This is a genomic window from Ensifer sp. ENS08 (assembly GCF_014852195.1).
Classification (GTDB): Bacteria; Pseudomonadota; Alphaproteobacteria; order Rhizobiales; family Rhizobiaceae; genus Ensifer; species Ensifer adhaerens.
Genome location: NZ_JACVBF010000006.1, coordinates 214,614 through 240,906 on the forward strand (window position 1 = coordinate 214,614; position 26,293 = coordinate 240,906).

Genomic DNA, 26,293 nt, shown 5'->3' on the forward strand with positions numbered 1-26,293 from the left:
AATCGTGATGGCCGTCAGCGATTGCGCAGACGCTCGACGGCCATCAGCACACGCTCCGGTGTTGCCGGGGCGTCGAGCCGCGGGCACTCGCGGTAATCGGCCACACTGGCGACTGCCATGGACAAAGCCTCCAGCACCGAGATCGGCAGCATGAAGGGCGGCTCTCCCACCGCCTTGGAGCGGCCAATGGTCTTCTCGGCGTTGCTCGACCATTCGGCAAGCTTGACGTTGAAGATCTTCGGCCGGTCGGAGGCAAGCGGGATCTTGTAGGTGGAGGGGGCGTGGGTGCGAAGCCGTCCCTTGTCGTCCCACCAGAGCTCTTCCGTCGTCAGCCAGCCCATCCCTTGCACGAAGCCGCCCTCGATCTGACCGAGGTCGATCGCCGGATTGAGCGAACGGCCGACGTCGTGCAGCACGTCGACCCGGTCGACCATGTATTCGCCGGTCAGCGTGTCGATCGAAACCTCCGAAACCGCAGCGCCATAGGCGAAGTAATAGAAGGGTGTGCCGCGGCCGCTGGCGCGATCCCAGTGGATCTTCGGCGTCTTGTAGTAGCCGGCGGCCGAAAGCTGGATACGGCCCATATAGGCCTGCTTGATGAATTCAGGGAAGGGGATCAGCTCCTCGCCGATCTTCACGTGGTTGGCGACGAAGCTGACATTCTCGGGCGTCGTCTGCCAGCGCTCGCAGGCGAAACCGACGAGACGGTCCTTGATCTGGCGCGCGGCGTCGAAGGCGGCCATGCCGTTCAAGTCAGAGCCCGATGAGGCGGCGGTCGCCGACGTGTTCGGCACCTTGCCGGTCGTCGTCGCAGTGATGCGAACGCGGTCGAGGTCGACCTGGAAGCTGTCGGCGATCACCTGCGCGACCTTGATGTAGAGGCCTTGGCCCATCTCGGTGCCGCCGTGGTTGAGGTGGATCGAGCCGTCCTGGTAGATATGCACAAGCGCGCCCGCCTGGTTGAAGGCGGTCATGGTGAAGGAGATGCCGAACTTCACCGGCGTCAGCGCGATGCCCTTGCGGATGACGCGGCTTTCCCGATTGAACGCGAGGATCGCCTGACGGCGCGCCTGATAGTCGGCGCTTTCTTCCAGCTCCGCGACGATCTGCGCGATGATGTTGTCTTCGACCTGCTGATGGTAGGGCGTGACATCGCGGCCGGAGCCCTTGTCGCCATAGAAATTCAGCTTGCGGATTTCGAGCGGATCCTTGCCGAGCTGGTAGGCGATTTCCTCGATGATGCGCTCGCCGCCGACCATGCCTTGCGGGCCGCCGAAGCCACGATAAGCGGTGTTTGAGACCGTGTTGGTCTTCAGCGGCTGTGAGGTGAGCTTCACATGCGGATAGAAATAGGAGCTGTCCGCATGGAACAGCGCACGGTCTGTGACCGGGCCGGAGAGGTCCGAAGAGTAGCCGCAGCGCGCCGCGTAGTTGGCATGGACCGCATGGATGCGGCCCTCGTCGTCGAAGCCGACGTCGTAATCGACGAGGAAGTCGTGGCGCTTGCCGGTTGCCGTCATGTCCTCGTCGCGATCCGGGCGGAACTTGACGGCGCGGTTGAGCTTCTTCGCCGCGACCGCGGCAAGGGCTGCGAACTGGTTTCCTTGCGTTTCCTTGCCGCCGAAGCCACCACCCATGCGGCGCACGTTCACGGTCACCGCATTGGAGGGCACGCCGAGCACGTGCGAGACCATGTGCTGGATCTCGCTCGGATGCTGGGTCGAGGACCAGACGGTGACCTCGTCGTCCTCGCCGGGAATGGCAAGGGCGATATGGCCTTCGAGGTAGAAATGCTCCTGTCCGCCGATGCGCATGCTGCCTTTGAGCCGCCGTGGCGCCTTTTCCAGCTCCGCCTCGGCATCGCCGCGCTGCAGCGTGAGCGGCTGGGTGACCAACTGCCCGCCATGGGCGACGGCATCGAGAATGTCGGTGAAATGCGGCAGGTCGCGATAGGTGATCTTGGCGAGCCTTGCCGCCCGACGGGCGATGTCACGGGTTTCTGCAATCACGGCGAAGGCCGGCTGGCCATGAAACTGCACGAGGCCATCGGCAAGCACCGGCTCGTCATGCAGGTGGCTCGGGCTGATGTCGTTGGAATGCGGCATGTCCTTGGCGGTCAGCACCAGCATGACACCGGGCACGGCGGCGACGGCCGAAAGGTCCATGGCGGTGATTTCCGCATGCGCCCGGTCGGTCATGCCAAGCGCGCCATGCAGCGTGCCCGCCGGCTCGGGCATGTCGTCGATGTAGTCGGCGGTGCCGGAGACATGCTTGTGGGCGCTGTCGTGACGCTGGGAAACATGCATCTCGCCGCGGATCGTCTTGCGTTCCTCGAAGGTGGATTTGTCCATGATTATCGGCCTCCCGCAGCAAAGCGAACCAGTTGCGCCGGCTCGCCGCCGCTTTCCAGGAAGAAACGCATCAGAAGGTTCTTCGCCGCAAGCATGCGGTAGTCGCTCGTTGCCCGCCAGTCGGTGAGCGGCTGGTAGTCGGTCTCGAAGGCGGCTTGCGCGGCGCGGACCGTTTCCTCGGTCCATGGCTTGCCGATCAGCGCCGCCTCGACGTTGCTGGCGCGCTTGGGCGTCGCGGCCATGCCGCCGAAGGCGATGCGGGCGTAGCGGACGATGCCGCCGTCCACCGATAGACGGAACGCGCCAAGCAGCGCGGAGATATCTTCGTCGCGGCGCTTGGAGATCTTGTAGGCGGCAAAGAGATCGCCCTCCGGCAGGCGCGGCACGAAGATGCTTTCGACGAATTCGCCGGGTTGGCGATCCTGCTTGCCATAAGCGATGAAGAAGGATTCGAGCGGCAACGTCCGCCGACCGGCGGTCGAGCGCAGGGTCACCGTCGCGCCAAGCACGATCAGGGGCGGCGGACTGTCGCCGATCGGTGAGCCGTTAGCGATATTGCCGCCGATCGTGCCCATGTTGCGCACCTGTTCGCCGCCGATGCGGTTGATCAGCGGACCAAGCCCGAGAAACGTCTTGGCGAGGGCGGCATAGGCCATGGTGTAGCTGACGCCGGCGCCGATAATCAGACCGTCCGCGGTTTCCTCGATCTGCTGCAATTCGGTGATGCCGTTGATGAAGATCACCGGGTTGATCGCCCGCATCTGCTTCGTCACCCAGAGGCCGACATCGGTGGAGCCGGCAACGACCGTTGCCCCGGGATGGTCGGCGAGCGCTTCCGCCAGGCCACTGCCGTCGGCCGGCACGATCAGACAATTTTCGCCCTGGCGGAGTGTGATCGTTTCCGTCGGTGCCAGCGCCTTCAGCCTGATGGTGATCGTTTCCCGCTCCCTGGTGATCGGATCGAAGATGTCGGAGGGGCGCGCCTCTGCCGCCGCTTCGGCCGCGCGCACGATCGGCTCATAACCGGTGCAGCGACAGAGATTGCCCTGCAGCGCCTTTTCGATATCGGCGCGGCTGGGGCTGTCGTTGCCAAGCCAGAGGCCATAGAGCGACATGACGAAGCCGGGCGTGCAGAAGCCGCATTGCGAGCCGTGAAAATCGACCATTGCCTGCTGCACCGGATGCAGCGTGCCATCCGGACCGGCGAGATGCTCGACGGTGACGACATGGGTTGCCTGCAGCGAGCCGAGGAAGCGGATGCAGGCGTTGACGCTCTCATAGACGAGCCGGTCGCTGACCAGCCGCCCGACGAGCACGGTGCAGGCGCCGCAGTCGCCCTCCGCACAACCTTCCTTGGTGCCGGTCAGCCGGCGTTCCAGCCGCAGATAGTCGAGCAGCGTCGTTGTCGGTGCGATGTCGGAAAGAGCGACCTCCCGGTCGTTGAGGATGAAGCTGATTGAACCGGTCGGTTGGGGCATGCCATTCATTCCCTGCTGCTGCATACGTCCTGAAATCACTTTGATCTTAGGTGGTTATGCAGAAAAGCAAAGGGCTGGGCGGACTTTTGCACGCCATGCGGGCAGCGCGGGGGGCATCCGGTCCGCGCTGCCGACCACTTGACGAATGTCGGCCGTTACTGCGCCGTCCAACCGCCGTCCATCGACACATGGGTGCCGGTGATCTGTGCCGCGTCGTCGCCGGCGAGATAGACGGCAAGGGCTGCGACCTGTTCGACGGTGATGAACTTCTTCGTCGGCTGCCCCTTCAGCATCACGTCGTTGATCACCTGCTGCTCGGTGATGCCGCGGGTGCGGGCTTGATCGGGGATCTGCTTTTCGACGAGCGGCGTCAGCACGTAGCCCGGGCAGATCGAGTTCGCGGTGATTCCGCTTTCGGCCACTTCGAGCGCCACGGTCTTCGTCAGACCGAGAACGCCGTGCTTCGCCGCCACATAGGCCGCCTTGAAGGGCGAGGCGACGAGGCCATGGGCCGAGGCGATGTTGATGATGCGGCCCCAGCCTTTCGCCTTCATGCCGGGAATAGCGGCGCGAATCGTGTGGAAGGACGAGGAGAGGTTGATCGCGATGATGCGGTCCCATTGCTCGATCGGGAAATCCTCGACCTTCTCGACATATTGGATACCGGCATTGTTGACGAGGATATCGACGCCGCCGAAGCGGGTCGTCGCCGTGGTGATCAGATCGGCGATCTCGGCTGGCTTCGTCATGTCGGCGGCATGATAGACGACCGTTCCTGTCGTCAGCGCGCTGACGTCGTCCGTCGCCTTCTTGATTTCGTCCGGGCTACCGAAGCCGTTCAGCACGATATTGGCGCCACCCTTGGCGAAGGCCTTGGCGATCGCAAGCCCGATGCCGCTCGTCGAACCGGTGATGACCGCTGTTTTCGTCATTGCTGCTCTCTCCCTTTGTGGCACCGCGCACTGCTTTGTTGCGGCGCAACAGCGCCAGCCTACGCGGAAAACGCCGGCGCTGACAATTGTGTTTTTGGGTTGCGGACCGCAGAGTTGAGGAGGGGAATGGCGAAGTCGACGGTTGCGTTTTGTTTTCGTTTGACATTCGTTTTGCCATCGTATTGAAGTTTTCGAAATGAGATCCCGCCTTCAAGGCCGGGTGAACAAACATGCGTGTGGCCGGGGAGGGGCATATGGGCGGATATATTCTCGCGATCGATCAGGGTACGACCTCGAGCCGGGCGATCATCTTCGACGGTCAGCAGCAGATCGCCGGGGCCAGCCACAAGGAATTCAAGCAGTATTTTCCGAAATCCGGGTGGGTCGAACACGATCCCGAGGAAATCTGGCAGACGGTGCTTTCGACGGTTGAGGACGCTATCGCCAAGGCCGGCATCAAGGCCGGCGACCTTTCGGCGATCGGCATCACCAACCAGCGCGAAACCGTCGTCGTCTGGGATCGCAAGACCGGCAATCCCATTCACAACGCCATCGTCTGGCAGGACCGTCGCACCGCCTCCTATTGTGATCGGCTGAAGAAGCAGGGGCTGGAAAAGACTTTCACCCGGAAGACGGGCCTGCTGCTCGATCCCTATTTCTCCGGTACCAAGCTCAACTGGCTGCTGACCAACATCGACAGGGCGCAGGCCCGCGCCGCCAAGGGCGAACTCTGCTTCGGCACCATCGATACCTTCCTCATCTGGCGGCTGACCGGCGGCAAATCCTTCGTGACCGACGCGACCAACGCCTCGCGCACGCTGCTCTATAACATCGCCGAAAATGCCTGGGACGACGAGCTTCTGAAGATCCTCAAGGTGCCGCGCGCCATGCTGCCCGAGGTCAAGGATTGCGCCGCCGATTTCGGCGTTACCGATACCGCACTTTTCGGCGCGGCGATCCCGATCCTCGGCGTTGCCGGCGACCAGCAGGCGGCGACCATCGGCCAGGCCTGCTTCAAGCCGGGCATGTTGAAATCCACCTATGGCACCGGCTGCTTCGCACTGCTCAACACCGGCAAGGACATGGTGCGTTCGAAGAACCGGTTGCTCACCACCATTGCCTACAAGCTTGATGGCGAAACCACCTATGCGCTCGAAGGCTCGATCTTCGTCGCGGGTGCTGCGGTGCAATGGCTGCGCGACGGGCTGAAGGTGATCAAGGCTGCGCCCGATACCGGGACGCTTGCCGCAAGCGCCGATCCGACGCAGGACGTCTATCTCGTGCCGGCCTTCACCGGGCTCGGCGCGCCGCATTGGGATCCGGACGCGCGCGGCGCGATCTTCGGCATGACCCGCAACACCGGTCCGGCGGAGTTTGCCCGCGCGGCACTCGAAGCCGTCTGTTACCAGACGCGCGACTTGCTTGAGGCGATGCACAAGGACTGGCGCAACAACGGCAAGGAGACGGTTCTGCGCGTCGACGGCGGCATGGTTGCCTCCGACTGGACGATGCAGCGGCTTTCCGACCTGCTCGACGCGCCGGTCGATCGGCCCGTCATCCTAGAAACGACTGCGCTCGGCGTCGCCTGGCTTGCTGGCAGCCGCGCCGGCGTCTGGCCGAAGCAGGAAGACTTTGCCAAATCCTGGGCACGCGACCGCCGCTTCGAGCCCGCCATGGACGAAAAGACGCGTAAGGCCAAGTTCAAGGGTTGGCGCAACGCGGTCAAAAGGACGCTGAGCTAAGAGCCGGGCGAGCGGCGATTTTCGCCGCGCGTCCGCTTCTCCCGACCATACTCTGCCTTCCGGGCCGCCGTCAGTCGATGACAGCGACCGCTTCCACCTCGAACAGCATGCCGTCGACCGCCAGCTTGGGCACGGGTACCAGTGTCTGCGCCGGCAGCGTCGCGCCGAACATTTCCTTGACGCTGCCAGTCAGGACCTCGAGCTTGGACATGTCGTGGTCGACCACGAAGATGGTGAGCTTGGCGACCTGGTCCGGCCTTGCGCCGAGCCCCTCGAGCGCTGCGCCCAGATTGGCATAAGCCTGCTTGACCTGAACCGCGAAGTCTGGAGACAGGCCGCCGGTGCTATCCTGGCCGCCCTGTCCTGAAATGTAGGCCACCCGTGCCCCGGCAGGCACGATCACCGCGGTGCTATAGCCATGCGGCGTCGGGTCGTAGAGGTTCTTGGGGTTGACGATCGTCAGCTTGGCCGCCTGCTCGCTCGCGGTCGCCGCCGTAGAAACGCCCGTGGTCATGATGATGAGTCCTCCGATCATGAGATGTCTGATTGTGCGTGACATGGTGTTCTCTCGTCTCCGAGGTCTGCGCGCGATGCCGCTTGCAGGCCTGCAGGTTTGACCTTTCGCCGTCGCTCTCGCTATTGACTCGTACGGCGTACGATTCATTTACATCGTACGCCGTACGAGTCAATCGTTCAGGATCGACATCCGGCGCGTTGTCGGCGTAAATCGACGCTCAAATCAGTAGGGTAGACGCATGGCAGTCAAACGGAACGGCGGGCAGGGCAAACGCTCCCCACGGGTGGAGGAGGCGGCAGCCCCGGTCGGGCGGAAGCCGGGCGGCGAGCCGTCCCTGTCTCTGGAGCGCATCGTGGCGACCGCGGTCGAATTGCTGGACGCCGAGGGTATCGACGGCTTGAAGATGCGCCGTCTCGCCGACCGTCTCGGCGCGGGCGTCATGAGTCTCTATTGGCATGTCGCCAACAAGGAGGAGGTCTTCGACCTGGCGCTCGATGCGGTGTTTGCCTATCGCGCACCCCCGCAAAGGATCGAGCCTGCGGACTGGCGCAGGGATGTGGTTCACATGCTCGAAGACTGGCGCGCAATCATGCTGCGCCATCCCTGGTCGGCGTCGCTGCTGCCGCGCCGGGCGCTCGGCGCGAATGTACTCGGCCGCCTGGAAACCATGAGCGAGGTGCTGTCGAGAGCCGGCGTTGCCGACGCGGACATGAATGTCGCGATCTGGTCGCTCTGGAACTACGTGCTCGGCGCCACCGTCACCCGGGCGAGCTTCGCGCTTTCGCACGCCGACCAGGCAGCCGGACAGAAGCGCCTCTCGGCGCTCAGCGAACGCTATCCGACGATCGAGCGCACGCGCCTGCTCCTGGACAGCGATTGGGATGGCACGTTCCGGAAGGGCCTCGACGTCCTGCTTGACGGTCTACCGAGAGGGTAAGGTCTCGTTCGTATGCATCCGGGAAACACAGCGTTTCCCGGATGCGCATTTGCTGCTCATGTGTGCGCCAACTATCTGTTGTGCAAACAGAAAAAGGACAGACCTCATGGAACTCGGGCTTTACACATTTGCGGATGTCGATCCGAACGCGGATCACAAGGGCAGGGAGGGCCAGCGTCGCCTCAAGAACCTTCTCGAGGAAATCGAGCTTGCAGATCAGGTTGGCCTCGATGTTTTCGGGCTCGGCGAACACCATCGGCCTGACTACGCGGCCTCCGCGCCGGCGGTTATACTCGCGGCCGCAGCGGCAAAAACGAAGAATATCCGGCTGACCAGTGCCGTCACGGTGTTGAGCTCGGACGATCCCGTACGCGTCTTCCAGCAATTCTCGACCCTTGATCTGATCTCGGGCGGCCGCGCCGAGATCATGGCCGGTCGCGGGTCGTTCATCGAATCCTTCCCGCTCTTCGGCCAGTCGCTCGATGACTACGACCAGCTCTTTGCCGAAAAGCTCGACCTCCTGATGGCGCTGCGCGAAAGCGAAAAGGTCTCGTGGGCCGGCGAGATGCGGCCGGCGATCCATGATCGCGGCGTCTATCCGCGGCCGCTGCAGGAGGTGCTGCCGCTCTGGATCGCCGTTGGCGGCACGCCGCAATCGGTAGCGCGCGCCGGCGCGCTCGGCCTGCCGGTGGCGCTTGCGATCATCGGCGGCGAGCCGCGCCGGTTTGCGCCGCTATTCGACCTCTACCGCGAGGCCGCGCGCCGCGCCGGTCAGGATCCGGCAAAGCTGAAAACCAGCATCAACGTGCACGGCTTCATCGCCGATACGACCGATCTTGCCGCCGACCAGTTCTACGGGCCGCAGGCGGAAGTGATGAACCGCATCGGCCGCGAGCGCGGCTGGGGACCAACCAACCGGGCGCATTTCGACCAGGCGCGCAGCCCCGACGGCAACCTCTTCCTCGGTGATCCGGAAACGGTGGCCGAGAAGATCGTCGAGAACTGGAAGCTGTTCCGTAACGATCGCTTCCTGTTGCAGATGGCGATCGGGCCGATGCCGCACGACCAGATCATGCGCGGCATCGAACTCTACGGCACCAAGGTGGCGCCGCTCGTGCGCCACGCGTTGGCCGAGGAAAAGGCAGCAACGGCGGCGTCCGTCTGACCATTCGACGACCGGGGCTGGGGCCAGGCTCCGGTCGTCCCGCTCGACGCTGGCATAACGCGTTGCGACACGCTACATGTGAGCGCGAAAGCGAGATACGGATGACCCTCAACAACGAAGAAGATCTGCTGCGGCTGAAGGAAATCGGCCGCATCTGCGCCAATGCCCTGCAGACGATGGGCGAGGCGCTCGAGCCCGGCATTACCACTGCGGAACTCGATGCGATCGGCCGCAAGGTACTGGAAGAGGCCGGCGCGCGCTCGGCGCCGGAGCTTTGCTACAATTTCCCTGGTGCCACTTGCATCAGCGTCAATGAGGAGATCGCCCACGGCATTCCCGGCGGTCGGGTGATCAAGGCGGGCGATCTCGTCAACATCGATGTCTCGGCTGAAAAGGACGGCATCTTTGCCGATACCGGCGCCTCGTTCCCGGTACCGCCGGTCACCGCCGCGATCGACCGGCTTTGCCGCGATGGCAAGCGGGCCATGTGGGTCGGCCTCAAGCAGGTGCGCCCCGACCAGCCGCTGGCTGCCATCGGCAATGCGATCGGCGACTTCGCGCGCAAGAACCGCTATTCGCTTGTCACCAATCTCGCCAGCCACGGCATCGGCCGCTCGCTGCACGAGGAGCCGACCGAGATCGCCACCTGGCCGGATCCGCGCGAACGTCGCCGGATGACCGACGGCATGGTCTTCACCGTCGAACCCTTCCTGTCGATGGGCGCCCAATGGGCCGAGGGCGGCAACGACGACTGGACGCTCTACAGCGACCCGCGCGCACCGACGGTGCAGTATGAGCACACAGTTGTCGTCACCCGCGGTGGGCCGCTGGTGGTGACACTACCGGGCTGACCCAGGGATACGGCGGCGGCCTGCAGCCTCCGTCGTCCTCCAGACGATTTTTTGCTCCATCGCCGCGATGCATGATCTGCCGCCGTGATGTGGTGCATCTCACCTTTCCGGTGATTGGTCTAAGCCATTGAAATCGGCGATCGTTCGATTTCTTCAATAGATCCTTCAATTATTGTCGTTTGTCGTGCGTCGTGTTGCGGCGCAATAAAATGATATGACCACGCTCGACCGACCGCTGCAGACCAACATCTCCGCCACGGCAACCGCCGGTGCCATCGCCATGGCCGTCGCCATGGGCTTCGGACGCTTCTCCTATACGCCGATCCTGCCGGCGATGATGGTGGATCTCGGCCTGTCGCCGGGTGATGCCGGGCTCATCGCCTCGGCCAATTTCGTCGGCTATCTCGCCGGCGCCATTCTTGCGGCCTATGGCTGGGCCCATGGGCACGAGCGGCGGATCGGTCTGCTGTCGCTCGTCGCCACGACGGCTCTGCTGGCGGCCATGGGCCTCTCGTCCTCCGTCGTCGTGCTGGCGCTGATCCGTTTCCTCGCCGGCCTTGCCAGCGCCTTTGCGATGATCTTCATCTCCGGCATCGTGCTCGGCCATGGCGTGCTTGCGCGCTCGGAACACGTGCCGGCCGTCCACTTTGGCGGCGTCGGCCTCGGCATCGCGTTTTCATCGCTTTGCGTCTGGGCGAACCCGATCGCGGGTCACGCCGGCCTGACGACCTCCATGGGCGACTGGTTTACCGGCGCGCTGGTCGGATTGGTCGGGACGATCGTGGTTGCCGCACTTCTTCCCGGCGTTCCGTCGTCCGGTTCTGGTCCGGTGCGCGAAAGGCCGCTGCGCTGGACGCGGCCGCTGACCGTAGTGACGTTCACCTATGCGCTCTTCGGCTTCGGCTATGTGATCACCGCCACGTTCCTCGTCACCATGGCGCGCGATCCGAGCGGCGGCCACAGCATCGAATTTCTCGCCTGGCTGCTAACGGGGCTTGCCGCAGCGCTCTCCGTCTATCTCTGGCGCTTTGCCGTGCCGCGCTTCGGTCTTGCCGGTGTCTACGCGATCGGCCTTCTGGTCGAGGCGGTCGGGCTGGTGCTGACGGTCAGCCTGCCTTTGCCCTATGCGCCGCTTGCCGGCGGCCTGATGCTCGGCGCAACCTTCATGATGATCACTGCCTATGGCCTGCAGATCGGCCGGAAGCTGGCGCCCGAGAGCCCGCGCAAGGCGCTTGCGTTGATGACGGCTGCTTTCGGTATTGGGCAAATCGTCGGTCCGCTGGTCGCCGGCTGGCTTGCGGAGCGCACCGGCAGCTTCGCCGCACCAACCTTGATCGCAGCTGCCGTTCTTTTCCTGTGCGGTGGGGTCATCGTCGTCGAGCTGAAGCGGATTTCACAGGCATTGAGGGCCTGAGCAGCGGCGAAAAAAGACCCTCCGGCACCGGCGCTCGCCTGGATGAAATAACAGTAACGTTTACATTACCCGATTGTTGACGACGGCGCTTTGCCCTAGTTTCGGCGCTTCGGGAGGCGAGTTGTTCGTCTCCACCGAAACGAGAGTGCCGCACTTGTTCCTATCCTTCTTTCCGAAGCCGAAGCTCTTCTTCATTTCCTTTGTCGTCTGGTCGCTGGTTGCCATCGCCTTCTGGTATGGGGAAGGCGAGCAACTGGGCGCAGTCTTCGGCATGCCGCCTTTGCCGTCCGACGCGCCGCCGATCGTCGGCATTTCCGCCTTCTGGTCTCCGGCCTTCCTCTGGTTCTACATCTATTTCGCGCTGGTCACGGGGTTATTTGCGGCGTTCTGGTACGTCTACTCACCGCATCGCTGGCAGAATTGGTCGATCCTCGGATCCGCCCTCATTCTGTTCGTCACCTATTTTCAGGTGCAGGTCAGCGTCGCGATCAACAACTGGTATGGGCCGTTCTGGGACCTGATCCAGGCGGCGGTTTCCAAGTCAAAGGTCGTCACCGCGGAGGAGTTCTACGGCGAAATCGCCACCTTCCTCGCGATCGCGCTCGTCGCCGTGGCCGTGGCCGTCATGACGCGCTTCTTCGTTAGCCACTATATCTTCCGGTGGCGCACCGCGATGAACGAGTACTACATGGCCCATTGGGGCAAGCTGCGCCATATCGAAGGTGCCTCGCAGCGTGTGCAGGAAGACACGATGCGCTTTTCCACGACCGTGGAAGGTCTCGGCGTCAGCCTGATTGACAGCGTGATGACGCTGATCGCGTTTACGCCGGTGTTGATCCGGCTGTCCGCAAACGTCACCGAACTGCCGATCGTTGGCGCCATTCCCTATCCGCTGGTCACCGCCGCGGTGCTCTGGTCGCTGTTCGGCACCGTGTTCCTGGCTGTCGTCGGCATCAAATTGCCGGGGCTTGAGTTCCGCAACCAGCGCGTCGAGGCGGCCTACCGCAAGGAACTGGTCTATGGCGAAGATCACGCCGATCGCGCCCAGCCGCCGACCGTTGCCGACCTTTTCGAGAACGTGCGCCGCAACTATTTCCGGCTGTACTTCCACTATCTCTATTTCAACATCGCCCGCATCTTCTACCTGCAGATCAACAACATCTTTTCGCTGCTGATTCTGGCGCCGTCGATTATTGCCGGTAAGATCACGCTTGGCGCGCTGAACCAAATCTCCGGCGCCTTCGGCCAGGTCACCTCGTCGTTCCAGTATCTGGTTTCTTCCTGGCCGACGATCGTCGAGCTCCTGTCGATCTACAAGCGCCTGCGCGCGTTCGAGGCGACGATCGACGAAGAGCCGCTGCCGCATATCGATCAGAAGTTCATCGAGGTCGGTGGTGAAGAGGAACTGGCCTGAGCTTGGCCGAACGCATAGCAATCAGAAGGCGGTTCGACCCGCCTTCTTTTTTGCCTGCTCGATCAGCGGCAGCGCCTGGGCGTAGCTGACGCAGGCGACGTCGGGCTTGCCGCAGACTTCGCCCAACAGCCGATCGAGCGCGCGCCAGTAGGCGCCGCCGTTCATTTCGACGAAATGGAAGCCGAGCTGCAGCGGGATGCGGTCGCCCGCATATTCCCGGTCGAAGGCTTTCCTGTAGGCCTCGTAGGTGCGCTCCTCGAAGCGGGCGCTGTCCTTCTTGTTCTCCACACCCATGGAGTGGCGGACGAAGAGATTGTAGTCCATGCCGATGACAGGGCGCTGCGACGGCCCTTCGGGGATCAGCGGCAGTCCGAAACGCGGCAGGCCATCCTTTGTCGTCGGCCAGCCCGGACCCTTGGTCACCAGGCTTGCGTCATAGGTGAAGTTGTTCGCCTTGAGTGCCGGCAGCAGGCCGTCGCTCAGCGACAGATAGGGGGCGCGGAATCCCTTGATCCCGGTTGCGGCGAATTCGGCCCAGCCGGCCGGCTCGGCCTCGGGCTTGTCCGCCTTCTTCCAGGCGTCCTTGAGCGCCGCGTTGAAGGTCGAAAACTCGCTTTGCCAGTCGGCTTTGCTCCAGCCCTTGCCGTCGAAGTGGCCGCAGGCGTGGCTGGCGATGTCGTGGCCGTCGAGATGGGCCTGCCAGATGTGGCCGACGCGGGCCGCGATCTCTTCACGGCTCTGCGCGAAGCCGACATTCGAGCGGCCTGCCTTCTGGCCCGGCGGCTTGTAGAGCGTCTTGCCGTCCGCCCGGGTCATCAGAAAGGTGCAGGAGAGGAAATAGGTGAAATGCGCACCGGTGCGCTTGGCCATCGCCAGGCTTTTTTCCCATAGCGCGTTGTCATGCGCGCCGTCGAACGAGACGATCACCAACTGCCTGTCACCGGCGGGCGCGGTGGCCGGCGACGCCGGCTCGGCCCTGGCAAGAGCGGGAAGAAGGGCGAGCGAGAGGGCAAGCGGAATACGGATCATGATCAACTGCACTGTTTTGGTTTTGTCGCAAATGGTTCGAAAATGCGGCAATCCTTTGATCGGTCTGGAAAAAACGCGCTATCAAGGCTACTCCATAGCAACCTGGGCGGAATCGGTCCGGGAACCGAATACACTGGAAATCAACACGCTTCAGCGGCCAGCTCCCGTCTTTTCCGACGCGCGGCGCTGAGCTTGCCCGATACTCGAACAAAGCGGTGGCCCCATGGCGATACTCGTTCTCGGCATCATTCTTTTTCTCGGCCTGCATCTCATCCGCGTCGTCGCGCCCGGTTTCCGCGCCGGCGTCATCGAGCGCCGCGGCAAGGGCACCTGGATGGGGATCTATGCAATCCTCAGCCTCATCGGCCTCAGTCTGATCATCTATGGCTTCGGCCAGGCCCGCAGCGAAACGGGCATGCTCTACGATCCGCCCGTATTCATGCGCCACATCGCACTGCTTCTGATGCTTTTTGCCTTCATCTTCCTTGCTGCCGGCTTCCTCCCGGCCGGGCGCATCGCGGTTGCGGTCAAGCATCCTCAGGTGCTTTCGATCAAGGTCTGGGCACTTGCGCATCTGCTCGCCAACGGCGAGACGTCCTCCGTCCTGCTGTTCGGCTCGTTTCTCGCCTGGGCGGTGATCCTGCGTATCTCGCTGAAACGCCGCGAGCGGGCAGGCGAACGCGTACTGCCGGTGTTCAAATCGGCCTCCAACGATGTGCTCGCCATCATCATCGGGCTTGTCGCCTACGTGCTCTTCGTCTGGAAGCTGCACGAATGGTTGATCGGCGTTGCACCGGTCGTCATGGGCTGATGCAAAAGTGCACCGCGGTTTTGCGTCCGGAATTGCAGTAACAGAAAATTTAGAGCGACGGAGTCGGGCTCGTGTCGGCCATAGGCGCTCTAAATCGCGTCGGCCCCCTTACAAGCGCCGCAAAATCGGGTAGAAGGCGCAAAATCCATGAGAGTGCGGCGGGTGCGGCAAGGACCCCTCGTGCATGCTCGAACAGTTTGAGAGTGTCCGTTTCGCCGATGGTCATGTGACCGTTGGGGCGACGGGCCAGTGTGCAGGCAAGGCCGGGGCAATAGATGGCGAACCAAGACGACAGCTTTATCCGCGAGGTCAATGAGGAACTGCGTTCCGACCAGATGAAGAGCATCTGGGCCCGCTTCGGCGGCGTCATCGTGGCCATCGCGGTGCTCATCGTACTCGGCACCATCGGCAAGGTCGGCTTCGACTACTGGCAGGATGGCGCCTCCTCGAAGTCGGGCGATGCGTTCCTGCAGGCGCTCAACCTCGCCAAGGAAAACAAGACGGACGAGGCGCTCGCCGCCTTGAACACGCTGGAGAAGGACGGCTACGGCGCCTATCCGGTGCTGGCGCGTCTGCGCGCTGCCACGCTGCAGGCGCAGAAGGGCGAGACAGAGGCGGCTGCCAAGGCCTTCTCCGCTATCGGCAAGGACAGCAGCGTCCCGGCAGCTATCCAGGAGGCAGCGCGTCTGCGTGCAGCCTACCTGCTCGTCGATACCGGCGGTTACGACCAGGTTTCGGCCGAGGTCGAGCAGCTTGCGACGCCGCAGAACAACATGCGCCACTCGGCGCGTGAAGCCCTTGGTCTCGCTGCCTACAAGTCCGGCGACTACGCCAAGGCGAAGACCTGGTTCCAGCAGATCGTCGACGATGCGCAGAGCCCGCGCAACGTCACCGGTCGCGCCCAGATGCTGCTCGACGTGATCGCCGCGAGCGGCAAGGCCTAAGACGACAGCCCATCCACACCGGAAGGGCACAGGGTGAAAGACCCTTTCGAATCAGCGCATGATGCCAATGTCGGTCTCGACCTTGGGATTGTGCGCTAAAGCGTTTAAAGCAGTTTCAGCAAAAGTGCTCAGCGGTTTTGCGTCCGGAACTGCGAGAGGCAAAGCAAGCAGTTTCAGCAAAAGTGCTTAAGCGGTTTTGCGTTCGGGATTGCCGAGTACAATCGGAACAGTTCCTGCTGGAACTGTCGCTGCCCGATGCGGCAGAAAACGAATTTATGAGCGCAGCCGCCTTGTTGGCAGCAGCGCTCCAAGCGGAAACGGATAGATCCATGAGCTTCACCGTCGCCATCGTCGGGCGTCCCAATGTCGGCAAGTCCACCTTGTTCAACCGTTTGGTCGGCAAGAAGCTGGCGCTCGTCGACGATACGCCGGGTGTCACCCGCGACCGTCGCCCGGGGGACGCCAAGTTGATCGATCTGCGCTTCCGCATCATCGACACGGCCGGTCTCGAGCAATCGGGACCCGACACGCTGCAGGGGCGCATGTGGGCGCAGACCGAGGCCGCGATCGACGAAGCCGATCTTTCGCTGTTCCTGGTTGACGCCAAGGGCGGACTGACGCCGGCAGACGAGACGCTTGCCGAAATGCTGCGCCGCCGCGGCAAGCCGGTGGTGCTGGTCGCCAACAAGTCCGAGGCGCGCGGCTCCGACGGCGGCTTCTACGATGCCTTCACGCTCGGCCTTGGCGAGCCGTGCCCGATCTCGGCCGAACACGGCCAGGGCATGCTCGATCTGCGCGACGCGATCGTCGCTGCGATCGGCGAAGACCGGGCCTACCCGCCGGAAGACGACGTGGCCGAAACCGATATCGATCTGCGCCCCACGTTCAAGGACGACGGTGAAGACGAAGAGGTGGAGACCGCCTATGACGAGACCAAGCCGCTGCGGGTGGCGATCGTCGGCCGGCCGAACGCCGGCAAGTCGACCCTGATCAACCGCTTCCTCGGCGAAGACCGGCTGCTGACGGGTCCGGAAGCCGGCATCACCCGCGATTCCATCTCGGTCGAATGGGACTGGCGCGGTCGCACCATCAAGATGTTCGACACTGCCGGCATGCGCCGCAAGGCCAAGGTTCAGGAGAAGCTCGAGAAGCTTTCGGTCGCAGACGCACTGCGCGCCATCCGCTTTGCCGAAACGGTGGTCATCGTCTTTGATGCAACCATTCCCTTCGAGAAGCAGGATCTGCAGATCGTCGACCTCGTGCTGCGCGAAGGCCGGGCGGCCGTTCTCGCCTTCAACAAGTGGGACCTGGTCGAGGATTGGCAGGCGGTGCTTGCCGATCTTCGCGAAAAGACCGAGCGGCTGCTGCCGCAGGCCCGCGGCATCCGTGCCGTGCCGATTTCCGGTCACACCGGCTACGGCCTCGACCGGCTGATGCAGGCGATCATCGAGACGGACAAGACCTGGAACCGCCGCATCTCCACCGCACGGCTCAACCGCTGGCTGGAATCGCAGACGGTTCAGCATCCGCCACCGGCCGTTTCCGGTCGCCGGCTCAAGCTTAAGTACATGACCCAGGTGAAGGCGCGCCCGCCGGGCTTCATGATCTCCTGCACGCGGCCGGACGCGCTGCCGGAGTCCTACGTGCGCTACCTGATCAACGGTCTGCGTAACGATTTCGATCTGCCGGGCGTGCCGATCCGCATGCACTTCCGTTCGGGCGACAACCCGTACGAGTCCAAGGCGAAGAAGCGTCGCTAAAGAGGGAGCGGAAAACCAAACAGGCTTTCCGTCTGCATCCTTCCTAAAGTTCCTGAAAAGTGACCCCGCCGCTCACGCGGCAGGCAGCTTCTCCCGCGCCACGAGCGCGCCGTGATGGCCGATGACACCGGCAGCGACGCTTGCCGCAAAGGCGGCGGCCTGGGCTGGCTTGTCGCCCGCCACCAGGCGGGAGACGAAGGCGCCGTTGAAGCTGTCGCCGGCACTGGTCGTATCGACGACGCGCTCGACCGGGGTCGCCGGCACATGCTCAACCGGGGCATCGCCGAAGGCGAGCGTCACACCCTTCTCGCCATCCTTGACGACAAGGTTGGTGGCGCCCAGGCTCTTGTAACGGGCAATCGTCGCGTCGATCGATGCATCGCCGAAATGGGTCATCTCGTCGTCGAAGCTCGGCATCACCAGGGTCGCGGCGCGGGCACCGTCGGTCAGCGTGCGGCGCATGCGCTCGGCATCGTCCCAGAGACGCGGGCGAATGTTCGGGTCGAAGACCACCGTCTTGCCGGCAGCCTTGGCGCGGCGCAGTTCCGACAGCAGCGTTTCTACGGCATCGGGCGCAAGGATCGCCAGCGTGATGCCGGAGAAGAGGATGAGGTCGGAGGCTTCGATTGCGCGTCTGAGGTGCTCGGCGTCGTCGGCAAGCAGCTTGGCAGCCGAGTGCGAGCGCCAGTAGGAGAAGCTGCGCTCGCCGTCCTTCAGATGGATCATATAGAGGCCTGCCGAGCGGTTCTCGATGCGACGGACGGCCGAGGTGTCGATCGCTTTTTCCGCCATGAAGGCCAGCATCTCGTCGGAAACCGTGTCGGTGCCGACGGCGGAGCAATAGGCGACGGTCCAATCAGCAGGCATGAAGAGCCGCGCATAATAGGCGGCGTTGAACGTGTCGCCGGCATAGCCTTTGCGCAAGAGCCCGCCTTCCGCCTGCATGAGCTCGACCATGCACTCTCCGATCGCAAGCATCTTTCCGGCCAACGACTTTCCTCCTCACAAGATTTCGTCTGAGACGGGATAAGGGTCTCGATCGTTCTCGGCAAGAGATAGTTTCCGGCTGTTTGGTGGCGATCCGCGCGTGGCGGTGAATGGCGTTTACTCCGGCGCCGGGCAACGCTACACCTTTGCGCGACAGACCGTCTTCAGGGGGCTTACATGGCGTCTCGGCAGGTATCGGGTGACGATTGGTGGCGCGGTGCGGTGATCTATCAGGTCTATCCGCGCTCGTTCCAGGATACCGACGACGACGGCATCGGCGATCTCAAGGGTGTCACCCGCAGGCTGCCGCACATCGCCTCGCTCGGCGTCGATGCGATCTGGCTGTCGCCGTTCTTCACCTCGCCGCAGGCCGACATGGGCTACGACGTTTCGGATTACTGCGACGTCGATCCGATGTTCGGAACACTCGCCGATTTCGACGAGATGCTTGGCGAGGCCTATCGTCTTGGCCTGAAAGTGATCATCGACCAGGTGATCTCCCACACCGCCGATCGCCATCCCTGGTTTGTCGAGAGCCGCTCCAGCCGAACAAACGGGAAGGGGGACTGGTATGTCTGGGCCGATCCTAAGCCGGACGGCACGGCGCCCAACAACTGGCTGTCGATCTTCGGCGGACCGGCCTGGGAATGGGACGGTGTGCGCAAGCAGTATTACATGCACAACTTCTTAGGCTCGCAGCCGGACCTCAACTTCCACAATCCCGAAGTTCAGGACGCAGTGCTCGATGCTGCCCGCTTCTGGCTCGAGCGAGGCGTCGACGGCTTCCGTCTCGATACGGTGAACTTCTACTTCCACGACAAGCTCCTGCGGGACAACCCGCCGCTCGTGCCGGATCCGGATGCCACCAGCAACGATGCGCCCGACGTGAACCCCTACGGCATGCAGGACCATCTCCACGACAAGAGCCAGCCGGAAAACATCGCCTTCCTCGCGCGGTTCCGGGCATTGCTTGATCGCTACGAAGGCCGCATGACCGTCGGCGAGGTGGGCGACGGCGCCCGCTCGCTGAAGACCGTGGCCGCCTATACCAGCGGCGGCGACAAGCTCAACATGTGCTATACCTTTGACCTCCTGGGGCCGGACTTTACCGCGACCCATATCCGCCGCTGTGTCGAAAACTTCCAGGAGGCGGTGACCGATGGCTGGGTCTGCTGGGCCTTTTCCAACCACGACGTGACGCGCCATGTCAGCCGCTTTGCCCGCAATGAAGCGGAGCGGGAGAGGGTGGCGCGGCTGGCGATCACACTGCTTTCCAGCCTGCGCGGCTCGATCTGCCTTTATCAGGGCGAGGAACTGGGGCTGCCGGAGGCGGAGCTTGCTTTCGAGGATCTGCGCGATCCATATGGCATCCGTTTCTGGCCCTCCTATAAGGGCCGCGACGGATGCCGCACACCGATGGTTTGGGAGCACGCGGCGGCCAATGCCGGCTTTACCGCCGGCAAGCCGTGGCTGCCGGTGCCCGAGGACCATCGGCGGCTTTCGGTCGACGCCCAGCAGACCGGGGACACGGTGCTCGATCACTATCGCGCGACGCTCGCCTTCCGCCGATCGCAGCCTGCGCTCAGCGATGGCACGATGCGGTTCCTCGACACGAACAGCGATCTCCTGGCCTTTGTTCGCGAGAAAGACGGCGACCGGCTGCTCTTCGTCTTCAATCTCACCCGGGAACCGCTGGAGTTTCTGGCGCCGTCGGCGGTTGAGCCCCTGGAATTGCCCGGATATCCGGCACGGCTTGAAGCCGGTAGCATCAGGGTTGCCGGACTGTCGGCCTTCTCAGGGAAGTTCTGATGCGCGTATTGTTGATGGATGGCGAAACCATCGGCCGCTGGGTCGAGATGCGTCTGGCGCTCTGGCCGGATACACCGGCGGCGGATCATCGCGCCGAAGTCGAATCCAGTCTCGCGGAGGGCGACCGCTACGCTTCGTTCCTTTGCGAGGACGAAGCCGGCGTCGCTGCCGGTTTCGCTGAAGCGTCGATCCGCCACGATTACGTTAACGGCTGCGAGACCTCGCCCGTCGGCTTCCTCGAAGGCATTTACGTCTTGCCCGCCTACCGCCGTCGCGGCGTGGCGCGCGCCCTGATCACCGCGGTCGAACGCTGGGCGACAAGCCGGGGCTGCCAGGAACTCGCCTCCGACACGGCGACCGACAATCTGAGGAGCCAAAGCCTGCACATGGCGCTTGGCTTTGAGGAGACGGAGCGCGTCGTCTATTTCCGCAAGGAACTGGCGCCCGCCGTGGCCGACAACTGAGTGCCGCCGCCAATCACCCGATCAGCATGAACTTGTCGACATCGACCAGCCCGCGATCCGAGATCTTCAGATGCGGGATGACCGGCAGCGGCAGGAAGGCGAGCTGCAGGAACGGCTCCTCCAGCGTTGCGCCGAGCGCGAAGGCGGCGTGGCGCAGGTCGTGCAGCGTATCGCGCACGCTCTCATAGGGCTCGAGGCTCATCAGGCCTGCGACCGGAAGCGCGATCTCGCCGGTCACCTGGCCGTCCTCGACGACGACGAAACCGCCCTTGATCTCGCCGAGCCGGTTGGCGGCGATCGCCATGTCCTCGTCGTTGACGCCGACGATGCAGATGTTGTGGCTGTCATGGCCGACGGTCGAGGCGATCGCGCCTTTCTTCAGCCCGAACCCCTGCACGAAGCCATTGGCATGGTTGCCGTTGACGCCGTGGCGTTCGATGACGGCGACCTTGATGATGTCGCGGCCGAGATCGACGCCGGTCTGGTTGCCGACCGCCGGCAGGCGGTAGCGGCGGTGCTCGGTGATGATCTTGCCGGGCAGAACGCCGATGACCGAGGTGTCGCCGTCTGCGACCGGAATGCCGAAGGCGCTGGCATGGACTTGGCCGGCCTTGACGCTGTCGAGCCCGACGGGGGCGACCGGCTTGCGGGTGGCAAAGAGCGCGTCGGTGACGCGTCGGCCACCGGAGAACACCGTTTCGGCCTTGCAGTTTTCCAGGTTGTCGATGACCACGAGATCGGCGCGCCAGCCGGGCGCGACCAGGCCCCGGTCGCGCAGTCCGAAGGCGCGGGCGGCCGAAATCGAGGCGGCGCGGTAGATCGCCAGCGGCTCGACGCCGGCGGATATCGCCGTGCGGATCATATGATCGAGGTGGCCCTGCTCGGCGATGTCGAGCGGGTTGCGGTCGTCGGTGCAGAGCGCCAGGTGCGGCGACAGCCGCTCGGTGATGATGGGCATCAGCGCATGCAGGTCCTTGGAGACCGAGCCCTCTCGCACGAGGATGTGCATGCCCTTGCGGATCTTCTCCATGGCTTCTTCAGCGCTGGTGCATTCATGATCGGTGCGGATACCGGCTGCGAGATAGCCGTTCAGGTCCTTGCCTGAAAGCAGCGGTGCGTGGCCGTCGATATGGGCGCCCTGGAAGGCATCGAGCTTGGCCAGGCAGACCGGGTCCTTGTGCACAACACCCGGAAAGTTCATGAACTCGGCAAGGCCAATGACTTTCGGATGGTGGCGGAAGGGCAGGAGACGTTCGATCGGCAGGTCGGCGCCCGACGTTTCCAGATGCGTCGCCGGCACGCAGGAGGAGAGCTGGACGCGGATGTCCATGATCGTTTCGAGTGCCGAATCCAGGAAATACTCGATGCCCTCGGTGCCGAGCACGTTGGCGATCTCGTGCGGATCGCAGACGACGGTGGTGATGCCGAGCGGCAGGACGCAGCGGTCGAACTCGTGCGGCGTGACCAGCGAGGATTCGATGTGCAGATGGGTGTCGATGAATCCGGGCACGACGATGCGGCCCGTGATGTCGATTTCCTCGCGCCCCTCGTAGCTGCCGAAGGTGCCGACGATGCGGTCGCCGGAGATCGCGATGTCGGAGGCGACCAGTTCGCCAGTGACGAGATCGAAGAACTGCCCGCCCTTCAAGACGATGTCAGCCGGCTCGCGTCCAACGCCCTGATCGATATAGCGTTCCAGCGCTTCGGACATGAGGCAACTCCATTTCTTATACGCGCCCCGGATGCTCTCTCGGCGGGACGACGCTTGGTTTCATTGTTGCGGATAAGAGTAACCCTTCCCCCGTTGCCGGGGAAAGGGTTCTGACGGTCTCGACGAGGCCTGCTTAGATATTGCTGTTGAGAACGGCGCGCAGCTTGCCGAACAGCTCGTCGATTTCTGCCTTGCTGATGATCAGCGGCGGTGACAGCGCAATGATGTCGCCGGTTGTGCGGATCAAGAGGCCGCTCTCATAGGCCTTGAGGAAGGCGGAGAAAGCGCGCTTCGTCGGCTCGCCGGCGATCGGCTGCAGCTCGATCGCGCCGATCAGGCCGAGATTGCGGATGTCGATGACATGCGGGCAGTCCTTCAGCGAGTGCAGGCCCTCTTCCCAATAGGGTGCCAACTCGGCGGCGCGGGTCAAGAGGCCCTCTTCCTTGTAGGTATCGAGCGTGCCGAGGGCGGCGGCCGAGGCGATCGGGTTGCCCGAATAGGTGTAGCCGTGGAAGAACTCTATCATGTGCTCCGGGCCATTCATGAAGGCATCATGGATCTCGGAGGTGACGAAGACCGCACCCATCGGGATGACGCCGTTGGTGAGCCCCTTTGCGGTCGTAATGATATCCGGCTTCACGTCGAAATACTGCGCGGCAAACGGCGTGCCGAGGCGGCCGAAACCGGTGATGACTTCATCGAAAATCAGCAGGATGCCGTGCTTGGTGCAGATCTCGCGCAGTTTCTGCAGGTAGCCCTTCGGCGGGATCAGCACGCCGGTGGAGCCGGCCACCGGTTCGACGATGACGGCTGCGATGGTGGAGGCGTCATGCAGCGTAACGATCCGCTCGAGTTCGGTCGCGATATCGCCGCCATGCTCCGGCTCGCCGCGGGTGAAGCCATTCTGGGCCGGCAAGTGGGTGTGCGGCATATGGTCGACGCCGGTCAGAAGCGTGCCGAACATCTTGCGGTTGGAGACGATGCCGCCGACCGAAATGCCGCCGAAGTTGACGCCGTGATAGCCGCGCTCGCGACCAATCAGGCGGAAGCGCGAGCCGTCGCCCTTGGCGCGGTGATAGGCGAGTGCCACCTTCAGCGCGGTTTCTACCGATTCCGAGCCAGAGTTGGTGTAGAGAACGTGGTTCATGCCCTCGGGCGCGATGTCGACCAGGCGGTTTGCCAGTTCGAAGGCCTTGGGGTGGCCGAGCTGGAAGGCCGGCGCATAGTCGAGCTCGCCCGCCTGCTCACGGATCGCCTCGGTGATCTTCGGGCGACAATGGCCGGCGTTGACGCACCACAGACCCGCCGTGCCGTCCAGTACCGTGCGGCCGTCATGGGTCGTGTAGTGCATGTCCTTGGCGCCGACGAAGAGGCGCGGTTCCTTCTTGAACTGCCGGTTCGCAGTGAACGGCATCCAGAAAGCACGCAGGTCGTTCGGCGTGTTAAGGCGGTTCGACATTCCAGTTCTCCTCGGTCTCTCTTGTCGTCCGGGCGGTGCTGCCGCCCAAATTTTTACCCTTTGGTCAAACTATCAGGGCGCCGAGGCGCGTCAAGCCTCGCACCGGTCCGCCAGACAGGTCGCGACGGATCTTGGCGACAGCGAAATTTCGCCGCGCCGCCGGATCTTTTCTCAAGCTTAACTTGTTTGCGGCAACGCTCTGCTGCCATGGCTTGTCGGCTCCGTGGCGCCTTTTGAGTGGCCGGCGAGTTCGGAGTTGGAAACGTGTCGAGGTTCGGGATAGCACACGCGGCGATTGCCGCGCTCTTCCTGCCGGGCCTGGCAAGGGGCGCCGAACTGATTGCTGACGGCCACTTTGACAAAAGACAGGACACGTTCTGGGCGAGCGACGGGCTGGCGTTCGCGCGCGAGAACGGCCGGCTTTGCGTCGAGGCTGCACGGGGCGGTGAAGCCTGGAGCCAACTCATCGGCACCAATGGCTTGAAGCTCGAGCCCGGTCGCATCTACCGTTTGTCGATGAGGGTGATCGCCGAGCCGGCGCGCAGCGTCCAGGCAAGGGTGCAGCGCGCCGCCGATCCCTGGACCATGGTGGACGAATTCACGATGGAAGGCACGCCGGAGGGCAGCCTTTTTTCGGCGGAGTTCGCGGGGCAGGAGCCGGACGAAGCGCAGCTCGTTTTTCCGCTTGGCAGCGGCGAGAGCGGCCGTGTCTGCCTCGACGACGTCTCGCTGGTGGCGACCGGGGCTTCCTCGCCGGCGGCGCGGCGGGCGGCCGAAGGGCCGGCCATTCGCGTCAACCAGCTCGGCTACCTGACGGATGGCCCGAAGCGGGCGACCTTCGTCGCCGATGCGAAACAACCCATCGATTTTCGACTGTTGGATTCTGCGGACAGGATCGTCGGCAAGGGCAAGACGCAGCCCCACGGTTTCGATCCGACGGCCGGGGTCGAGACGCAGGTTGCGGACTTCTCGGCGTTCAAGACGCCGGGCGACGGCTATCGACTGGTGTCCGGCGACTGGGCAAGCGACCGCTTTTCGATCGGCGAGGATCTCTACACGCGGTTGCGGGTCGATGCGCTATCCTGGTTCTACCCGCAAAGAAGCGGGATCGAGATTAAGGGGGCGATCGCCGGCAAGGCCTATGCCCGATCGGCCGGCCATGTCGGCGTCGCGCCGAACCAGGGCGACAAGACGGTTCCGTGCCTTGGCGGCGCGCAGGCCGAGGCGCTCTACGGCGGCTGGTCCTGTTCCTACCAACTGGACGTGACCGGCGGCTGGTATGATGCGGGCGACCACGGCAAATATGCGGTGACCGGAGCGCTGGCTGCTGCGCAACTGCTCGCCGCCTACGAACGCGGCCTGACGTTTGCGCCCAAATCGGCGGTGATGCGCGACGGGCTGTCGCGCATTCCGGAAAACGGCAATGGCCTTCCGGATATTCTCGACGAGGCGCGCTGGGAGCTGGAGTTCCTGCTGCGGATGATGGTCCCGGATGGAGAACCGCTCGCCGGCATGGTGCACCACAAGATCCACGATACGGCCTGGACCGCCGCACCGATGCTGCCGGGCGACGACCCGCAGCCGCGCGCGCTTTACCGCCCCTCGACCGCGGCGACGCTCGATGTTGCGGCGGTGGCTGCCCAGGGCGCGAGGCTCTTTGCCGAGCATAACCCGACATTTTCTGCGCGGCTGCTTTCGGCGGCGCGCAAGGCGTGGGTGGCGGCGAATGCCAATCCGGCGCTCCTTGCCCCCAAGTCCGATGGGTTCGGCGGCGGCGGCGACTACGACGACGACAGCATTTCCGACGAGCTTTTCTGGGCGGCGACCGAGCTTTATCTGACGACCGGCAACGGCGAATATCTCAAGACCCTGCGGGCCTCGCCGCTCTGGGAGGCGGATGTGTTTTCGCCCGGCGGCGCTTTCAACTGGCGCGACGTTGCCGGCTTCGCGCGGCTGCAACTCGCCCTTTATGGCAGGGCGCTGCCGGCGGTCGATCAGGAAACGATCCGCAATTCGGTGCTCACGAGCGCTCAGCACCTGCTGTCGCTGCAACAGGCGGAGCCATTCGGTATCGTCTACCGGCCGAACGAGCGCCGCTACGACTGGGGATCGAACCAGTTGATGCTGCAGAACATCGTCGTGCTGTCGGCCGCCTATGATCTCTCCGGCGACAGTGTCTTTCTCGACGGCGCGCGCGAGGGCATGGACTACATCCTCGGGCGCAATGCGATGGGGCTTTCCTACATAACCGGCTATGGCAGCCGCTCGCCGCAGAACCAGCACAGCCGCTGGTATGCCCGTCAGCGCGATCCGCAGCTGCCAAATCCGCCCGTCGGTTCGCTTGCCGGCGGTCCGAACTCGACCTTTGTCGACGACATCGCCAGGGAGCGGCTGCGCGGTTGCGCGCCGCAAACCTGCTATGTCGACGATATCGAAGCCTATGGGTCCAACGAAATCGCCATCAACTGGAATGCGCCGCTCGTTTACGTCGCGTCGTTCCTGGCCGACGCGCGATAGG

21 protein-coding genes are annotated in these 26,293 nt (G+C 63.7%); 13 read left to right on the plus strand and 8 right to left on the minus strand.

Features of this window, described 5'->3' with window-relative positions; all coding sequences use genetic code 11:
* Positions 1-14 precede the first annotated feature (14 nt).
* The 3 genes from xdhB to IB272_RS16370 form a co-directional block, all read right to left on the minus strand.
* Complete coding sequence (gene xdhB, locus IB272_RS16360) at positions 15-2,351, minus strand: xanthine dehydrogenase molybdopterin binding subunit (protein WP_060581689.1); 2,337 nt, start codon at positions 2,349-2,351, stop codon at positions 15-17.
* A 2-nt stretch (positions 2,352-2,353) separates the two neighbouring features.
* On the minus strand, positions 2,354-3,829 hold the full coding sequence (gene xdhA / locus IB272_RS16365) for a xanthine dehydrogenase small subunit (protein ID WP_192444566.1): 1,476 nt from the start codon (positions 3,827-3,829) through the stop codon (positions 2,354-2,356).
* 155 nt (positions 3,830-3,984) lie between these two features.
* A complete protein-coding gene (locus IB272_RS16370) occupies positions 3,985-4,761 on the minus strand; it encodes a 3-hydroxybutyrate dehydrogenase (protein WP_034788972.1) in 777 nt (258 codons plus the stop codon).
* A gap of 254 nt (positions 4,762-5,015) precedes the next feature.
* Between IB272_RS16370 and glpK the strand changes: the two genes are divergently transcribed.
* Positions 5,016-6,503, plus strand: coding sequence for a glycerol kinase GlpK (gene glpK / locus IB272_RS16375; protein WP_060581691.1), 1,488 nt, complete (start codon positions 5,016-5,018; stop codon positions 6,501-6,503).
* Between the two features lie 70 nt (positions 6,504-6,573).
* Here glpK and IB272_RS16380 read toward each other — a convergent pair whose 3' ends face one another.
* Positions 6,574-7,062, minus strand: coding sequence for a RidA family protein (locus tag IB272_RS16380; protein WP_060581693.1), 489 nt, complete (start codon positions 7,060-7,062; stop codon positions 6,574-6,576).
* Positions 7,063-7,258: 196 nt separating this feature from the next.
* Here IB272_RS16380 and IB272_RS16385 point away from each other — a divergent pair, with 196 nt between their 5' ends.
* The 5 genes from IB272_RS16385 (at position 7,259) to sbmA (ending at position 12,801) form a co-directional block, all read left to right on the plus strand.
* On the plus strand, positions 7,259-7,957 hold the full coding sequence (locus IB272_RS16385) for a TetR/AcrR family transcriptional regulator C-terminal domain-containing protein (RefSeq protein WP_060581695.1): 699 nt from the start codon (positions 7,259-7,261) through the stop codon (positions 7,955-7,957).
* 106 nt (positions 7,958-8,063) lie between these two features.
* Positions 8,064-9,122 carry an LLM class flavin-dependent oxidoreductase gene (locus IB272_RS16390; protein WP_060581697.1) on the plus strand — a complete coding sequence of 353 codons (1,059 nt, stop codon included), beginning with the start codon at positions 8,064-8,066 and terminating at the stop codon, positions 9,120-9,122.
* A gap of 101 nt (positions 9,123-9,223) precedes the next feature.
* A complete protein-coding gene (gene map, locus IB272_RS16395) occupies positions 9,224-9,973 on the plus strand; it encodes a type I methionyl aminopeptidase (protein ID WP_060581699.1) in 750 nt (249 codons plus the stop codon).
* Between the two features lie 214 nt (positions 9,974-10,187).
* On the plus strand, positions 10,188-11,387 hold the full coding sequence (locus IB272_RS16400) for an MFS transporter (RefSeq protein ID WP_167550696.1): 1,200 nt from the start codon (positions 10,188-10,190) through the stop codon (positions 11,385-11,387).
* A gap of 154 nt (positions 11,388-11,541) precedes the next feature.
* Complete coding sequence (sbmA, locus tag IB272_RS16405; protein ID WP_060581794.1) at positions 11,542-12,801, plus strand: peptide antibiotic transporter SbmA; 1,260 nt, start codon at positions 11,542-11,544, stop codon at positions 12,799-12,801.
* A gap of 21 nt (positions 12,802-12,822) precedes the next feature.
* Here the strand turns inward: sbmA and IB272_RS16410 are convergent, their stop codons facing one another.
* The gene (locus IB272_RS16410; protein WP_083523777.1) at positions 12,823-13,830 is read right to left on the minus strand and encodes a polysaccharide deacetylase; all 1,008 of its coding nucleotides are present in this window, start codon (positions 13,828-13,830) and stop codon (positions 12,823-12,825) included.
* Here IB272_RS16410 and IB272_RS16415 point away from each other — a divergent pair.
* The 4 genes from IB272_RS16415 (at position 13,829) to der (ending at position 17,345) form a co-directional block, all read left to right on the plus strand.
* The gene (locus tag IB272_RS16415; RefSeq protein ID WP_060581700.1) at positions 13,829-14,020 is read left to right on the plus strand and encodes a hypothetical protein; all 192 of its coding nucleotides are present in this window, start codon (positions 13,829-13,831) and stop codon (positions 14,018-14,020) included. The genes IB272_RS16410 and IB272_RS16415 overlap by 2 nt on opposite strands.
* Positions 14,021-14,053: 33 nt before the next feature.
* Positions 14,054-14,641 (plus strand): NnrU family protein, encoded by a 588-nt coding sequence (locus IB272_RS16420; RefSeq protein WP_060581702.1) that lies wholly within the window; start codon positions 14,054-14,056, stop codon positions 14,639-14,641.
* A 275-nt stretch (positions 14,642-14,916) separates the two neighbouring features.
* The gene (locus tag IB272_RS16425) at positions 14,917-15,585 is read left to right on the plus strand and encodes a tetratricopeptide repeat protein (protein ID WP_034788954.1); all 669 of its coding nucleotides are present in this window, start codon (positions 14,917-14,919) and stop codon (positions 15,583-15,585) included.
* Between the two features lie 329 nt (positions 15,586-15,914).
* Positions 15,915-17,345, plus strand: coding sequence for a ribosome biogenesis GTPase Der (gene der, locus IB272_RS16430; RefSeq protein WP_034788953.1), 1,431 nt, complete (start codon positions 15,915-15,917; stop codon positions 17,343-17,345).
* 72 nt (positions 17,346-17,417) lie between these two features.
* Here der and IB272_RS16435 read toward each other — a convergent pair whose 3' ends face one another.
* On the minus strand, positions 17,418-18,335 hold the full coding sequence (locus tag IB272_RS16435; protein ID WP_060581704.1) for a sugar kinase: 918 nt from the start codon (positions 18,333-18,335) through the stop codon (positions 17,418-17,420).
* 174 nt (positions 18,336-18,509) lie between these two features.
* Here IB272_RS16435 and IB272_RS16440 point away from each other — a divergent pair, with 174 nt between their 5' ends.
* Together IB272_RS16440 and aac(6') are read left to right on the plus strand one after the other, a co-directional pair.
* Positions 18,510-20,141: an alpha-glucosidase family protein gene (locus IB272_RS16440; RefSeq protein WP_060581706.1), complete on the plus strand. Its 1,632-nt coding sequence runs from the start codon at positions 18,510-18,512 to the stop codon at positions 20,139-20,141.
* A complete protein-coding gene (gene aac(6') / locus IB272_RS16445; protein ID WP_051659141.1) occupies positions 20,141-20,605 on the plus strand; it encodes an aminoglycoside 6'-N-acetyltransferase in 465 nt (154 codons plus the stop codon). Before IB272_RS16440 ends, aac(6') begins: the two co-directional genes overlap by 1 nt.
* Positions 20,606-20,618: 13 nt before the next feature.
* On the opposite strand, the gene ade is transcribed toward aac(6'), so the two are convergent.
* Together ade and IB272_RS16455 are read right to left on the minus strand one after the other, a co-directional pair.
* On the minus strand, positions 20,619-22,316 hold the full coding sequence (gene ade, locus IB272_RS16450) for an adenine deaminase (protein WP_192444568.1): 1,698 nt from the start codon (positions 22,314-22,316) through the stop codon (positions 20,619-20,621).
* A gap of 133 nt (positions 22,317-22,449) precedes the next feature.
* Positions 22,450-23,775 carry an aspartate aminotransferase family protein gene (locus tag IB272_RS16455; RefSeq protein WP_060581709.1) on the minus strand — a complete coding sequence of 442 codons (1,326 nt, stop codon included), beginning with the start codon at positions 23,773-23,775 and terminating at the stop codon, positions 22,450-22,452.
* A gap of 264 nt (positions 23,776-24,039) precedes the next feature.
* On the opposite strand from IB272_RS16455, the gene IB272_RS16460 reads away from it, so the two are divergent.
* Positions 24,040-26,292 (plus strand): glycoside hydrolase family 9 protein, encoded by a 2,253-nt coding sequence (locus IB272_RS16460; RefSeq protein ID WP_060581711.1) that lies wholly within the window; start codon positions 24,040-24,042, stop codon positions 26,290-26,292.
* The last annotated feature ends 1 nt before the right edge of the window (position 26,293 follow it).

Excerpts from the sequence above, each read along its gene's own strand:
- IB272_RS16455 (WP_060581709.1), bottom strand. The coding sequence starts at position 23,775 with ATGTCGAACCGCCTTAACACGCCGAACGACCTGCGTGCTTTCTGGATG.
- glpK (WP_060581691.1), top strand. The coding sequence starts at position 5,016 with ATGGGCGGATATATTCTCGCGATCGATCAGGGTACGACCTCGAGCCGG.
- IB272_RS16370 (WP_034788972.1), bottom strand. The coding sequence starts at position 4,761 with ATGACGAAAACAGCGGTCATCACCGGTTCGACGAGCGGCATCGGGCTT.
- map (WP_060581699.1), top strand. The coding sequence starts at position 9,224 with ATGACCCTCAACAACGAAGAAGATCTGCTGCGGCTGAAGGAAATCGGC.
- IB272_RS16385 (WP_060581695.1), top strand. The coding sequence starts at position 7,259 with ATGGCAGTCAAACGGAACGGCGGGCAGGGCAAACGCTCCCCACGGGTG.
- IB272_RS16390 (WP_060581697.1), top strand. The coding sequence starts at position 8,064 with ATGGAACTCGGGCTTTACACATTTGCGGATGTCGATCCGAACGCGGAT.
- IB272_RS16420 (WP_060581702.1), top strand. The coding sequence starts at position 14,054 with ATGGCGATACTCGTTCTCGGCATCATTCTTTTTCTCGGCCTGCATCTC.
- IB272_RS16400 (WP_167550696.1), top strand. The coding sequence starts at position 10,188 with ATGACCACGCTCGACCGACCGCTGCAGACCAACATCTCCGCCACGGCA.
- ade (WP_192444568.1), bottom strand. The coding sequence starts at position 22,316 with ATGTCCGAAGCGCTGGAACGCTATATCGATCAGGGCGTTGGACGCGAG.
- IB272_RS16415 (WP_060581700.1), top strand. The coding sequence starts at position 13,829 with ATGATCAACTGCACTGTTTTGGTTTTGTCGCAAATGGTTCGAAAATGC.
- IB272_RS16410 (WP_083523777.1), bottom strand. The coding sequence starts at position 13,830 with ATGATCCGTATTCCGCTTGCCCTCTCGCTCGCCCTTCTTCCCGCTCTT.
- IB272_RS16380 (WP_060581693.1), bottom strand. The coding sequence starts at position 7,062 with ATGTCACGCACAATCAGACATCTCATGATCGGAGGACTCATCATCATG.
- der (WP_034788953.1), top strand. The coding sequence starts at position 15,915 with ATGAGCTTCACCGTCGCCATCGTCGGGCGTCCCAATGTCGGCAAGTCC.
- xdhA (WP_192444566.1), bottom strand. The coding sequence starts at position 3,829 with ATGCCCCAACCGACCGGTTCAATCAGCTTCATCCTCAACGACCGGGAG.
- xdhB (WP_060581689.1), bottom strand. The coding sequence starts at position 2,351 with ATGGACAAATCCACCTTCGAGGAACGCAAGACGATCCGCGGCGAGATG.
- IB272_RS16425 (WP_034788954.1), top strand. The coding sequence starts at position 14,917 with ATGGCGAACCAAGACGACAGCTTTATCCGCGAGGTCAATGAGGAACTG.
- IB272_RS16440 (WP_060581706.1), top strand. The coding sequence starts at position 18,510 with ATGGCGTCTCGGCAGGTATCGGGTGACGATTGGTGGCGCGGTGCGGTG.